This is a genomic window from Streptomyces sp. 17_S59 (assembly GCF_056930295.1).
Genome location: NZ_JBXOWD010000001.1, coordinates 869,304 through 881,563 on the forward strand (window position 1 = coordinate 869,304; position 12,260 = coordinate 881,563).

The 12,260-nt window shown below is 68.2% G+C and carries 12 protein-coding genes and 1 pseudogene; 5 read left to right on the forward strand and 8 right to left on the reverse strand.

Features of this window, described 5'->3' with window-relative positions:
* Positions 1-315: 315 nt before the first annotated feature.
* The 3 genes and pseudogenes from AC1Z4A_RS03565 to AC1Z4A_RS03575 all read left to right on the forward strand — a co-directional run bounded on the left by AC1Z4A_RS03565 (position 316) and on the right by AC1Z4A_RS03575 (position 1,765).
* Entirely contained in the window at positions 316-693 is a 378-nt protein-coding gene (locus AC1Z4A_RS03565) for an FKBP-type peptidyl-prolyl cis-trans isomerase (RefSeq protein ID WP_483676356.1), read from the forward strand.
* Between the two features lie 202 nt (positions 694-895).
* Positions 896-1,030 (forward strand): annotated as a pseudogene (locus AC1Z4A_RS03570) (aldehyde dehydrogenase family protein); the annotation flags it as partial.
* A gap of 303 nt (positions 1,031-1,333) precedes the next feature.
* Positions 1,334-1,765 carry a transposase gene (locus tag AC1Z4A_RS03575; protein WP_483683492.1) on the forward strand — a complete coding sequence of 144 codons (432 nt, stop codon included), beginning with the start codon at positions 1,334-1,336 and terminating at the stop codon, positions 1,763-1,765.
* A gap of 77 nt (positions 1,766-1,842) precedes the next feature.
* Here AC1Z4A_RS03575 and AC1Z4A_RS03580 read toward each other — a convergent pair whose 3' ends face one another.
* From AC1Z4A_RS03580 to AC1Z4A_RS03610, 7 genes are all read right to left on the reverse strand, one after another.
* Positions 1,843-2,811: a hypothetical protein gene (locus AC1Z4A_RS03580; protein ID WP_483683493.1), complete on the reverse strand. Its 969-nt coding sequence runs from the start codon at positions 2,809-2,811 to the stop codon at positions 1,843-1,845.
* 303 nt (positions 2,812-3,114) lie between these two features.
* The gene (locus AC1Z4A_RS03585; protein ID WP_483676357.1) at positions 3,115-3,630 is read right to left on the reverse strand and encodes a DinB family protein; all 516 of its coding nucleotides are present in this window, start codon (positions 3,628-3,630) and stop codon (positions 3,115-3,117) included.
* Positions 3,631-3,766: 136 nt separating this feature from the next.
* Positions 3,767-4,987, reverse strand: coding sequence for a M20 metallopeptidase family protein (locus AC1Z4A_RS03590; RefSeq protein ID WP_483676358.1), 1,221 nt, complete (start codon positions 4,985-4,987; stop codon positions 3,767-3,769).
* A complete protein-coding gene (locus AC1Z4A_RS03595) occupies positions 4,984-6,249 on the reverse strand; it encodes an MFS transporter (protein ID WP_483676359.1) in 1,266 nt (421 codons plus the stop codon). The genes AC1Z4A_RS03590 and AC1Z4A_RS03595 overlap by 4 nt, the downstream gene beginning before the upstream one ends.
* Positions 6,246-6,953, reverse strand: coding sequence for an iron-containing redox enzyme family protein (locus AC1Z4A_RS03600; protein ID WP_483676360.1), 708 nt, complete (start codon positions 6,951-6,953; stop codon positions 6,246-6,248). Before AC1Z4A_RS03600 ends, AC1Z4A_RS03595 begins: the two co-directional genes overlap by 4 nt.
* Before the next feature lie 7 nt (positions 6,954-6,960).
* On the reverse strand, positions 6,961-7,503 hold the full coding sequence (locus AC1Z4A_RS03605) for an N-acetyltransferase family protein (RefSeq protein ID WP_483676361.1): 543 nt from the start codon (positions 7,501-7,503) through the stop codon (positions 6,961-6,963).
* A gap of 160 nt (positions 7,504-7,663) precedes the next feature.
* Positions 7,664-8,794: a PLP-dependent cysteine synthase family protein gene (locus tag AC1Z4A_RS03610; protein ID WP_483676362.1), complete on the reverse strand. Its 1,131-nt coding sequence runs from the start codon at positions 8,792-8,794 to the stop codon at positions 7,664-7,666.
* Between the two features lie 313 nt (positions 8,795-9,107).
* On the opposite strand from AC1Z4A_RS03610, the gene AC1Z4A_RS03615 reads away from it, so the two are divergent.
* Both AC1Z4A_RS03615 and AC1Z4A_RS03620 read left to right on the forward strand, forming a co-directional pair.
* A complete protein-coding gene (locus AC1Z4A_RS03615) occupies positions 9,108-10,190 on the forward strand; it encodes a helix-turn-helix transcriptional regulator (RefSeq protein ID WP_483676363.1) in 1,083 nt (360 codons plus the stop codon).
* A gap of 132 nt (positions 10,191-10,322) precedes the next feature.
* Positions 10,323-10,724, forward strand: coding sequence for a hypothetical protein (locus AC1Z4A_RS03620; protein ID WP_483676364.1), 402 nt, complete (start codon positions 10,323-10,325; stop codon positions 10,722-10,724).
* A gap of 48 nt (positions 10,725-10,772) precedes the next feature.
* Here the strand turns inward: AC1Z4A_RS03620 and AC1Z4A_RS03625 are convergent, their stop codons facing one another.
* Entirely contained in the window at positions 10,773-12,239 is a 1,467-nt protein-coding gene (locus AC1Z4A_RS03625; RefSeq protein ID WP_483676365.1) for an aldehyde dehydrogenase family protein, read from the reverse strand.
* Between the last annotated feature and the right edge of the window lie 21 nt (positions 12,240-12,260).

The following is a 12,260-nucleotide window of genomic DNA, read 5'->3' on the forward strand; positions in this document are numbered from 1 at the left end:
CGCTGTCGTCAACGGGGCAGGTGAGGTGGTGTGGTGGTGCGGGGAGTCCGCATCAACGGAAGGACGGTGTGGTTGTCCCGCCCGGGCCAAGACAGCGTGGCGCGGGTGATCGGCGAGGACACCGCCCGATTCGCAAGCGGCACGGGTGCTCTGGCTCGTGAACGAAGCGCGCCCAGTCACGCCGCGCCGTGCTCCGTGGGGTTTGATGTACCCAAGCCGATCAGCGTTCTCGGTAGCGTGATCATCTACTGCATGGAGTGACCTGCGCCCGGCTGGTCTGTACGAAGGATTACGGCGGAGAGTAGTGAGGCTGCGATGAGTGAACTGACGAAGCCCGAGATCGGACTTCCGGGGGGTGATGCTCCCCAGGAGCTGACGATCCGGGACCTCGTCGTCGGGGACGGGCCTGAGGCGAAGCCGGGCAGGGTCGTCCGGATTCACTACGTCGGGGTCACCTTCGAGTCCGGAAAGGAGTTCGACGCCTCCTGGGACCGGGGCGAGCCGTTCAAGTTCGCCGTGGGTGGCGGCAGGGCCATCAAGGGCCTGGACCGAGGACTCAGGGGGATGAAGGTCGGCGGTCGGCGGGAGATCACCGTCCCTCCGCGCCTCGGCTACGGCAAGCAGTCCCCCTCGTCGTTGATCCCGGCGGGTTCCACGCTCGTCTTCGTGGTGGACCTGCTCTCCGTAGTCTGAGGAAATCCTGCTTCCCCCCGGCCTCTCCGCCGGAACGGAGGCCGGGCAGCTCTTGTCCGACTGACTCGACACCACACCCCTGTCGGTGCTCCAGGACCGCCTGGGAGAGCGCCGGAGCCCGTCGCAGCCAGTGATCAAGCCACTCTGTTTCCGTCGTCACGCCAGGTCAGCCTCCCTCCATGGTTACGGAGTTCCGTCAAACCCCGCCCACGCGGCCTTCGGCGGCTACAAGCAGTCGGGGATCGGGAGGGAGGGGCACAAGATGATGCTGGCGCATTACCAGCAGACGAAGAACCTGCTGGTGTCGTACTCGGCGAAGAAGCTGGGGTTCTTCTAGATCCCAAAGAGGGGCCTCCGACCTGCAGTTACACAGGCCGGAGGCCCTTCGCTGTACGCGCAAGCGGCCCGCTACCGCAGGCTGGCTTCGCGGCATATATCTCGTTCTGTCTCGCTCAGATCCCAGCGCTGACCAGCACTTCCGGACCAGCCACGGACCGAGGGCTGCGGGACAAGTTGAGGTTTTCCCTGCTTCATCAAGGCACCCGGCTCCGCTATCGCTCTGCACGCCGTGCGCCGACGCACGCCCTTGGGCGACCAAGCCGGGATCAGGGGAGAATCGCCGATCGATGGGTGGCCCGGGCTGCCCCTCAGCATTTGCCCCCACCCGGGTCCCGCGTCGAGCGCGACAGCGAACATGCAGGTCCTCATCAAGGCGGAGACCAAGCTCGTGCTCGCAGTCGGCCGACCGATGCCCGGCAACCACAACGACTGCACTGCCTTTTCCGGCTCTGGCATCGACGCCGCCTGCGGGGACGCAACCGTCATCGCCGACGGCGGCTACCAGGGGACCGGACTACTCATCCCGCACCGCCGCAAGGCGGGACAGGAACGGCTGGAGCAGTGGAAAGAAGAGCACAACGCATCCCACCGCCGGGTGCGGGCCCGCGTCGAGCACGTCTTCGCCCGCATGAAGAACTGGAAGATCCTCCGCGACTGCAGGCTCAAGGGCGACGGCGTCCACTGGGCCACCAGCGGCGTTGCCCACATGCACAACCTCGCCCTCGCCGACTGATCTGCACCAGAAATCGCAACAGCCTTGTCGCAACAGCCTTGTCGCCACAGCACAGTTACCGGGTTACGAGAAGATCTTTAGGCGAGCACCCATTGGGGCGGGTGTCCGGGATCGGTCGGGCAGGTGAAAACGTGCAGGTCCCGGTCCCGGCCGAAGCGGAGCCGAGTGGGCTGGGCAACGGATTGGCCACCCCGGATCGATGCCTTTCCCCTCAGGGTCGGGTCACGGTCCTCCAGTGGCACCCAGCTGTGCGAGCCGGCGTCCGTCTCGCAGCCCTCGGCCGTCAGCAGCAGCCGCATGGGGGTTGCGCAGGACGCGCAGTCGATGGCCATAGGGCCCGTCGACGCCCAGCTGGGAAAGCCTCCGACGCGCCAGCCGGGAGGGATCGACAGATCGTACTGGTAGCTGGGGGCGTCGGGGCCGTGTTCCGCTACCTGGGCGTCGTCCCACGCGTCGATGCGCGCGATCAGCGAGGCGGGCAGCGTGTCGTCCTCGGCCCAGGGATAGGTGTCCACCTCTTCCGGGTGCAGGACACATGGCTCGGGGAGTTCGTCCTCCCATCGAAGCAGGGGCACGTGGGGCGGATCGGCGAGGAAGCATTCCGCATGCTCGGTCTGCCCGGCCTGTCGCCACCGCAGGCGGTAGCGGCGCTCCAGGTACGGGCCGTGGGTGAAGGGGCAGCGGAAGAGCTGCAGCAGGTCCGCGTCGCCGGGCCCGCAGGCAAGGCCCGGGATGTCACGGCGGAAGAACTGGGCCAGCCCCACGAAGGGCACCGGACCGTCCTTTCCGGGAGTTTCTGCGCGGGGCCATGGCCGGCTCGGCGGCCGGACGCCTGCGGCCCGGGCGCTGCGGATCTCCTCCGGAGCGTACCCCTCGGTCTCGCGCTGGTGCGGCTCGTGGCAGAGCGGCCATGGTTCGCCGTCCGGCCACAGCATCGGCCCGCCGACGTGACTGTCGTGCATGCCGGGCCGCCCCGGTCTGGGGTGTAACCGGGTCGTCCGGGCCCGGTAGGGGGCCAGCTCCGGGAACACGGCCTCCACGGACACCGGTCTGGCCGGCGTGGTCCTCGTCATGCGCAGACCGTACGCGGCCGGGTAAATGCCACGCGAACGCGTTGCCGCGAGCCCGGTGCACCACCCCGAGGCCGACGTGGGGTACCTCCCGTTCTCGCACACATCGACCTCAGCCCCGGGGCGAGTCCCTCCCGAACCGGTGCGCATCCGCTGTCGCCACCCGTGCTCAAAGCCGGCCGACGACCGAATCTCGGCTGTCGCCCTCACCTCGTAGTTCAGAGAAGCCTGCACAAGATGGCCCTCACTGAGTAACTCCCGCCCTGTACGGGGCAACCTTCAGTAATAGCCCTTCGTTCCGTCGAGAAGCTCCCGGACGATGTCCGCGTGCCCCGCGTGCCGCCCCGTCTCCTCAACGAGGTGGATCAGCATCCAGCGGAGGTTGGCACCGCCGGAGCGGAAGCCGGGGTGGCGGCCGACGTCGTCCAGGGAAGCTGCGGCGACGATCTCATTGCTGCGGGCGCACTGGGCCTCGTACTCCGCGAGGAGTTCGGTGAGGGGGCGGCCGTCGGTGTGCCAGTCGGCATTCTCGCTCGACTCGTCGAAGGACGGGTTCTGCTTCTCGTCGCCGCCGAGGAACAGCACCTCCAGCCACATGTGTTCGGTCCAGCGCATATGGGAGATGAGGCCGGCCATCGTCATGGCCGGTGAGGTCGGGACGACCGAGCGGTGCGCGTCCTCGTCGTTCAGCCCCTGGCATTTCCAGCGCAGGATCTGCCGCTGCAGGTCCAGCCAGCCGATGAGCGCGGTGCGTTCGTCCGCTTGGAGCGGGGGGCGTTCCAGTTCCGATGCCATGTCGGCGCAGGCTACCCCGGGCGGTCGGAAGGGGCACCTGGATTACGGGACAGCTCGTCAGCGGTACGTGGCCACGCTCCCGCGCCCGGGTGTCCCGGTATCAACAGGGCCGAACGTACCGCTGACGCGGTCTGTGTCACCGGCGCGGGCGGTGACAGATCCTTTCCGCCACGGTGGTGTGCAGCCGCGCGCCCAGGGCGAGGACGGACTCGTCGATCCGCATCTGCGGAGCGTGGCAGGGCGGCGCCGTGGCGGGGTCGGTGATGCCGGGCGGGCAGGCGCCGAGCAGCGCCATGGAGCCGGACCAGCGTTGCAGCATGAAGGAGAAGTCCTCGGAGGCCATCACGGGCTCCGGGAGATCGAGCCAGGCTGCTCCCGGGAGGTCGGCTACGGCCGTGCGCACGCTGTCGTGGGCCTCCGGGGCGTTGACGGTGCACGGGTAGCTGACGAGTGAGGCGATGTCCGTCGTGAACCCGTCCCCCGCGGCGACGCCCTCCTTGCCCACCCATTCCAGGGCGTCCAGGCGGGCCTGCTCGTCCAGGCACCGCAGGGTCAGCAGCAGCTTCGCCGTATCCGGAATGACGTTGTGCGTGGTGCCTGCTCGGAGTGACGTGAGGGTGAGCAGCGCGTCCTCGCGTCCGGCCAGGTGCGCCGACAGGCGTCTCGCGATGTCCAGGAGGGGCGGGATGGGGTTCGCGCTGAGCTGCGGGAGGGCGGCGTGGCCTCCGCGGCCGTGCACCGTCACCGCCAGTCCGTCGGTGGACGCCATCAGGGTGCCGGGCCGGGAGGCGACCGCACCGGCGGGGAGGTTGGGCGTGACGTGGAGGGCGAAGGCCTGGTCGACGTCGCCGGGCCCGAGGAGGTCCTCGAATGCCTCGTCGGCGAGCACCGCGCGGGCACCGTCGTGCCCTTCCTCGCCCGGCTGGAAGACGAAGAGCACCGCGCCGCTCAGTTCGTCCCGCCGGGCCGTGAGCAGCCGGGCCGCGCCCAGCAGCATGGCGATGTGGGCGTCGTGGCCGCAGCTGTGCGAAATCCCCTCGTGCCGGCTGGCGAACGGTTCCCCGGTGCCCTCGGCGACCGGAAGGGCGTCGGTGTCGGCCCGGAGCAGGGCCGTGCCGCCCGGGCGCCCTGTGCCGAGCCTGGCGACGACGGCCGTGCTGCGGACGCCGCTGCGGACCTCGAGCCCTTCCAGACCGGCCAGTTCGGAGAGGATGTACTGCTGGGTGAGAGGGTTGCGCAGTCCGGTCTCCGGAATGGCGTGCAGGTCCCGGCGCACCCGGACGACGTAGTCCTCGAGGCCGCTGTTCGTCTCGCTGTTCGTCTCGCTGCTCACGTCACCGCTCGTGTCGCGACTCACGCGGAGGCCTCCGTCGTTTCCTTGGGTGCGGCAACCGCGGTGGGCCCGTCGGGGTCCGGGATCGTGGTGATGACGAACACCGCGATGACGGCGACGGCGGCCGCGCTGAGGATCACCGGTACGTACGAGTGCTGCTGATCGAAGACGGCACCGCCGACCTGGCTGGTGAGCGCCGCGCCGATCTGGTGCGCCGTCCAGATCAGGCCCATCGCCACGCCCTTGACCTCGACCGGGAAGACGCGCAGCACCCACATGGAGGTGGCGACGACGGTCACCAGGTAGCTGAGGCCGAAGAGGACACCGAACGCCATGACGAGCCCCGGGTTCGGGTGCACGGCGATGAGGAGCATCGACCCCGCGCGCAGGAGGTACCCGCCGAGCAGGACGCGCTTGACGGCCCCGCGGTCGCACAGCCGTCCCGCGGCCAGCGAGCCGACGATCTCGAAGGCCCCGAGGACGACAAGGCTCGCCGACGAGATGCCCGAGCCGATGTCCATGTCGTCCAGGTAGGGGATCAGGTGGACGTCGATGAAGGCCATCGTCGCTCCGCAGGCGGAGAAGGCCCCGGCGAGCCGCCACAGGGTGCCGGAGCGCAGCACCATCCGCCAGCGGTCCCCGGTGGACCACACGGCCGCCGACGCTGCCGCGGCATTGCCGCCGGCGGCGGACTTGCGCGGCAGCAGGAGGGTGAGCGGCGTGATGACGACGAGCATGAAGAGTCCCACGCCGTCGAAGACCCGCTGCCAGCTGGTGTGGTGGCCGAGCCAGGTCCACAAGGGGACCAGGAGCATGAAACCGGCTGCTGTCCCGTTGGTGAGGAGTGCGTAGAAGAAGCCCTTCCGGCCGTCACCGAAGAGACGGTCGACCAGCACGCCGATCGGGACGTAGGAGAGCATGGCGTAGGCGAACGCCGCCACGATCCCGTACACCGCGACCAGCAGCGGGAAGGACGACGACTCGGCGCACAGCAGCAGGGCCACGCCCCCCAGCGCCGTTCCCGTGGTCAGCACGCGGGTGGGACCGAAGCGGTCGGCGAGCATGCCGGTCAGCGGGGCGGCGAACGCGTATGTCACCGCGAACACCGTGGTGGAGATGGTGAACGTCCCGCGTGGCTGTCCGAAGGAGTCGGCCATGGGCTCGAAGAAGACCTGAACGGTGTTCTTCATGGCGGAGCCGAGGAGACACACCACGAAGCCGAGTACTACGGCGAGAACCAGACCCCGGGGGATCTGGTTCCGCGTGCCGTGTGGTGGCGGGGTCATGCCCCGGCCGCCAGGTGACGCTCGGCGACGCCTTCGTACATGCCCTGGAACAGCTTGCAGGTGTGCTCGACCACGTCGAGGGCGTCCTGCTGCATCTGTGCGGTGGTGCAGAGGTCGACGACGAGGGAGACGCCCTCGCGGACGTGGCCGACGTCCTCCTTGGCGTGCACGGAGAAGAACAGGGTGTCCTGCTCCGAGACGCCGTACACCTTGCCCAGCAGCGAGTGACGGTTCTGGCCCGCCTTGTCCTCCAGGTTCTGGCCCTCGCTGGCCACCATGACGGCAGCGGCACCCAGGTGGTAGCGGGACGGGTCCTTCACCAGCTCCATCCGGTAGTCGATGAGTTCCTGGGTCTGCGGGTAGGCCACGGCGGCGTCCCGCTTCGCGTCGTCGATCTTGATGGCGCGGATGAAGTCCTCCATCAGCCGCACGTGGTTCTTGGTGCCGGAGATCCTGCCGGTCTCCTCCTCGTACATGTTGACCAGGAGCGGCTTCTTGTGCTTGGGAAGCGGGCAGTAGAAGAAGAGGTGCTCGATGTACGTGAGGAAGTTCTTGGTGAGCTGGTAGCCCTGGAGGGTCAGGGCGTGCAGGAGGTCCCAGTTCGCCTGGGGCTTCACCAGTTCCGCGACGAGCGGGTGGTCGACGGAGGTGTTCTCCTCCAGGATCTGGTAGAGCTTGTCCTTGAATTCGGTCCTGTTGAGCATGTCTCTTCTACCTTTCCGAGATAAGCAGTGATTTCAGTCCTGAGACCGGCTGGGCCAGGTACACACCGGCGTAACGCTCGCCGTTGACGCGCCCGTAGTCCTCCAGACGCCCGTATTCGGCGAAGCCGAACTTCCGCCAGATCTTCTCCGCGGCGATACCCTCGCGGACATCCAGGCGCAGCAGCTCGATGCCCTTCTCCTCGCAGCGCCGGACGACGGCCGCGAACGAGTGCGGGACGATGCCCTGGCCTCGGTGGGCAGGGCTGACGGCCCCGGTGGTGAGTTCGGCGATGTGCCGCTGGTTGGCCGTGGAGGCGCGTGTCATCGCCACGCAGCCGACCGCGGTTCCCGACGCGTCCCGGACGGTCAGTACGTCCGTCAGCCCGGAGCGCAGACCCGCGGCCAGACGGGCCGTGAGCTTCGCGGTGTCGGACTCGCCGGCGTCGGGCGGCAGGCCGATGAACGGGTCGGTGACGGACACGTCCGCGATGAGCCGGGGAACGTCCTCCGGCACGTCGTGTGCGCTGTCGAGCCACTGATAGGTGTACATGGGGTCTCCGAGGGCTGGATCGGGCCGGCGGAGATGCCGGAGTGAAGCCGGGCCGGCACGAAGTCAGGCCGGGACGTGGACGGGCCGGGATACGGCAGGAACGGGGCGGGAACGGGCCCGGGACGGGGCGGGACGTGGTCGGCGGGGTCCGGGTACCGGATCAGAGCGCGGCCAAGGGCTGCATGTCGCCGGCCATTTCCTGCTCGGCTGCCGAGTTCAGGAGTGCGGTGGTGTCCGGGCTGTAGGGCGGGACGAACGGATCGGTGTCGCGGAGCGCGCCACGGACGGACTCGACCGGCAGCGGCTCCAGGCGGTGGGCCCGGTCCTGCAGTTCGGGGAGCGAACGCCGCACGTCCAGGCCGTGGTCGGCGACCCACGCGTCGTCGTAGACGGTCTCCAGGTACCGGAGCCCGGTGTCGCTGAGGATGCAGACGATGCGCGCGTCCGCCTTGACGTGCTGGGCCAGGTGGAGCCCCACGAAGGCGACCGAGCCGCTGGAGGAGCCGGTCAGCAGCCCTTCGTCGGTCGCCAGTCGCCGGCAGGTGGCGAAGGCGTCGCTGTCGGAGACCTTGTAGAGCACGTCCACCAGGGAAAGGTCCAGGTTCGAAGGCGGCCACGCCAGGCCGATCCCCGACTGCAGATAGGCGTGGCGCGCCCCGCCGAAGGCGCCGGAGCCCTCGGCGTCCACGCCGACGACCTGGGTGCCGGGCGAGTGCCGGCGGACGTATTCCGACAGGCCCCGCAGCTGACCCGCGGTACTCACCGCGACGACCAGGTAGTCGACGCGGTCCTGCATCTGGGAAAAGATCTCGGGACCGGTCTCCCGGTAGTGCGCCGCGGCGTTCATCAGGCTGAAGTGCTGGTCGGGCCGGAAGGCGCCCTCGATCTCACGGGCCAGCCGGTTGGCGGTCTCCAGACGGGGCTTGAAGAATCCGCCCGACTCGTCCGGCTCGGTGACCTCGACGAGTTCGGCCCCGTAGGCCGTGAGGGCGCGCCGGTGAGCCGGCGGCAACTTGGGGTCGATGACGATGATGACCCGGTAGCCCTTGACCGCTCCGATCATCGCCAGGGCGATGCCGAAGTTGCCGCTGGTGGACTCGACGATGACACCGCCGGGCTTCAGCAGCCCACGGCGTTCCGCTTCCCGGACCAGGAACCGTGCGGGCCGGTCCTTGACGCTGCCTCCCGGGTTGACGCCTTCCCACTTCGCGAAGACGGCCGCTGAGCCCGGCGGCGTCAGTCGGTTTAACCGTATGACAGGCGTTCCGCCGACAGAATCGAGCACGTTCATGTGCCGTTGTACCCCCCGTATCCACAAAAACGATCTTCATCAGTCTCTCCGAATTCCCCGGCGCGACAACGATCGACGGGTGACGGATCGGTCGCTGACGGTTTCGGATGGATGGACAGAACGCCCGAATTGCTTGTTACGGACATGTCAGGCCACCTCGGGGATCCGGGTGGCTCACGGGCAACCCAAAACCACCTCAAGCCTGATCCAAAGCTTGACCAAGGGATCACTCCCGGTCTCGCGACGCAAAGTGAACGGCTATGTACCATGCGGTATTTCTGTATAAGCACGGTTCGGTTCAACGAGGTCACCCATGTCAGAGACCGCAGATCAGACGCTGGCCAAGCTCTCCCGGCTCGACAACGTGGCGCGGGAGGCGTACGAGCTCTCCGTCGGCCGGATATCCATCCGGCCGGAAGAACTCGCCGATGCGATGGGGCGCACCGGGCAGGAGATCGAGACCGCCGTCCGCCTCCTGCTCCAACTGGGGCTGCTCCGGCGCACGGAGGGAACGGCCGAGGGCCTGAGTTCCGTGTCCCCTGAAACCGCCTTCGGCCACCTCACCAGGTCGCTGAGGCGGGAGATGGCGGAGCTGGAGCGGGCCGCGGAGCGGGCCCGCGGGGAAATGGCGGATCTCTTCGCCATTTACGAGGGCGGTTTAGCGCACCCGCGGCGCCCGGAGTCGGTCGAGGTCGTGACGGACCTTGCACTGGTGCGACAGCGGCTGACCGAGCTGGCGGCGGAGGCGCGGAGGGAAGTGCTCACCTCCCAACCCGGCGGAGGCCGGCCGGAGGACGTCCTCGGCGAAGATATGGACCGCACCCAGGAGTTGCTGGAGCGAGGAGTGCGCATACGGACGCTGTACCAGCACACCGCCCAGTTCTCCCAGCCGACCGCCGCGTACGTCGAGCGGATCGGGGAGCTGGGCGCGGAAGTCCGATCGCTGGGCGACGCATTCCCGCAGCTGATCGTGTTCGACCGCGCCGTCGCCGTGCTGGCGCTGCACGGGGAACCCCGGGGCTCCGTGATCGTACGGGACCGGAGCGCCGTGGACTTCGCCGTCACCGCCTTCGAGTGGGCCTGGGTGCGCGCGACCCGTTTCCCGGCCGAACGCGGGCGGAAGCAGGCCCTCGCCGTATCGGAGGAGCTGAAGAAGGACATCCTTCAGCTCCTCGTCGAGGGCGACGACGACAAGGTGATCGCCCGGCGGATGGGCATGTCCGTACGCACGGCACAACGGCACATCGCCGACCTCATGAAACGCATCGGAGCCAGAAACCGGGTCCAGATCGGATACATGGCCCGCGATCTCGGCCTGCTCGACAGCCCGTTGCCCCACCCGGGCACCCACCATCCGGCCGATCCGGCCGATCCGGCCGATCCGGCCGGTCACTGAACATCGGGGTTCAGCCACCCCGAGCCCTATTGAGTTTCCACCCAGGAATAGCTTCCCCTGAATTGGCGTCAACTGCCCCTGCTCCACTAGACTTTGGGTAACGCACCAGCCGAAAGAGGAGAGGCGCCGTCCATGGGCACCAAATTCATTGAGGTAGACGAATCCCACAAGGGTCAGCCCAACGTGGAAGAAGGGGTAAAGACGATCGAGGTCGGCGGCCAGACGATCTCGACGACGATTTTCGTCCAGCGGATCGATTTCGACGACCTCGCCCCCGAGGTCACCGATGATCTGACCACGGTCAAGTTCGCCGTCACGGTGACCGAGGAGATGGAAGACCTGACGGGGGAGGTGGACGAGGACGGTTCGCCTATGACCGAAATCAAGGAAATCCAGGTGCCCAAGTGGCTCGAAATCGACCTGGGGCCCGAATCCCTGAAGCAGTACGAGGAAGTAATGGCGCCCTTCTACGCGGCCGCCCGTGAATCCGAGGCACCGACCGTACCCGCGCCCCGCAAGCGCCGGAAGAAGTGATCTCGCGCCCCTCTCCTGCCGCCGGGAGAGGGGCTCCCCTGCATTGAGCTACGCCTTGGCCCGCACAGCCCGTCCGCCCGCCACCGGGTAGTGCAGCGCCTGCAGCTCGCAGAAGGAGGCGATCCCTTCTGCTCCGCACTCCCGCCCGATGCCGGAGTGCTTGAACCCGCCGAAGGGCGCCGCCGGGTTGAACGGGGCACCGTTGACCTCGAGTTGGCCTGCCCGGACCCGTCGCGCGACCGCAATGGCCCGCTCGTCGCTGCCGGACCACACCGAACCGTGGAGGCCGTAGCGCGTGGAGTTCGCCAGGCGGACGGCGTCGTCGTCCCCGTCATGGGTCATGATGGAAATGACCGGGCCGAAGATCTCCTCCTGCGCCAGATCCATGTCCTCGGTCACGTCGCTGAATACTGTCGGCGCGAAGTACAGACCGTCCATATCCCGCGGGGGAACCACCGCGCGAGCGCCTCGGGCCAGTCCGAGTTCACATGCGCGAGTGACCCGCGCCTTGGCGTCTGCGCTGATCAGCGGGCCCAGGTTGGTGTCGGGGTCGGCGGGATCGCCGACGACGTACGTGGCTGTGATCGTCCGGGCGAGTTCCTCCACCTCGCCAGCCAGCCGTCGCGGCACTATCAGCCGGCTCCATTGCAGACACGCCTGGCCGCTGTTGAACATGGCCTGGTCGATGGAGGCTGCGACTGCCTCAGCCATATCCGCGTCATCGAGGATCAGTGACGCGCTCTTGCCTCCCAGTTCCAGATGCACGCGGCTGAGGTTCGTTGCGGCTGCCGCGGCCACCGAGCGGCCCGCGCGCACCGAGCCGGTGAACGAGATCAGGTCGGTGGTGGGGGAAGATGCCAGCGCTGATCCGACCCCCGGGCCGTCGCCGAACACGATGTTGAGCACGCCGGGCGGCAATTCGCTGCGCTCGGCCAAGCGTGCAAGGTATGCCGCATGCAGTGGCGTCAGTTCGCTGGGCTTGAGCACGACCGTGCACCCGGCGAGCAGAGCCGGTACGACCTTTTGCAGGGTGAGGATCAGCGGCACATTCCACGGGGTGATCGCCGCCACCACCCCGGCCGGCACCCTGCGGATGACGGAGTTGCCACGCCGTTCCTCGTCCAATACAGACACCGCGTCCATGCACGCCCGGGCGATGTCGATCGCAAGACCCACCTGGACATTGCGGCTCAGGGTGATCGGCGTGCCCACCTCGCGGGAGATCAGCGTGCTGAGGAATTCGGCATCGGCCTCGATCAGTCGCAGCCAGCTCTGCACCGACTTGAGTCGGTCATCGCGTGGTGTCTCGCTCCAGCCGGGCAGCGCCGCGGCCGCGGCCGTGAGCGCGGCCTCCGCGTCCGCGGCTGCGCCCCGGGGGACGCTCCCGATGAGGCTGCCGTCGGCCGGATTCGTCACCCGATCGGTCTCCGGACCCCTTGAGGGAACCCATAGACCGCCGATCCAGTGTTCGCCGTGGTGAAACGAGAAATCGGTGATGGACGGTGCGAGCGGCATTGACCGCCCCCCCCTTCGCAA

Bases quoted from the DNA above. Each gene is read 5' to 3' on its own strand.
- AC1Z4A_RS03565 (WP_483676356.1), top strand. From the start codon at position 316: ATGAGTGAACTGACGAAGCCCGAGATCGGACTTCCGGGGGGTGATGCT.
- AC1Z4A_RS03585 (WP_483676357.1), bottom strand. From the start codon at position 3,630: ATGGCATCGGAACTGGAACGCCCCCCGCTCCAAGCGGACGAACGCACC.
- AC1Z4A_RS03595 (WP_483676359.1), bottom strand. From the start codon at position 6,249: ATGACCCCGCCACCACACGGCACGCGGAACCAGATCCCCCGGGGTCTG.
- AC1Z4A_RS03600 (WP_483676360.1), bottom strand. From the start codon at position 6,953: ATGCTCAACAGGACCGAATTCAAGGACAAGCTCTACCAGATCCTGGAG.
- AC1Z4A_RS03605 (WP_483676361.1), bottom strand. From the start codon at position 7,503: ATGTACACCTATCAGTGGCTCGACAGCGCACACGACGTGCCGGAGGAC.
- AC1Z4A_RS03610 (WP_483676362.1), bottom strand. From the start codon at position 8,794: ATGAACGTGCTCGATTCTGTCGGCGGAACGCCTGTCATACGGTTAAAC.
- AC1Z4A_RS03615 (WP_483676363.1), top strand. From the start codon at position 9,108: ATGTCAGAGACCGCAGATCAGACGCTGGCCAAGCTCTCCCGGCTCGAC.
- AC1Z4A_RS03620 (WP_483676364.1), top strand. From the start codon at position 10,323: ATGGGCACCAAATTCATTGAGGTAGACGAATCCCACAAGGGTCAGCCC.
- AC1Z4A_RS03625 (WP_483676365.1), bottom strand. From the start codon at position 12,239: ATGCCGCTCGCACCGTCCATCACCGATTTCTCGTTTCACCACGGCGAA.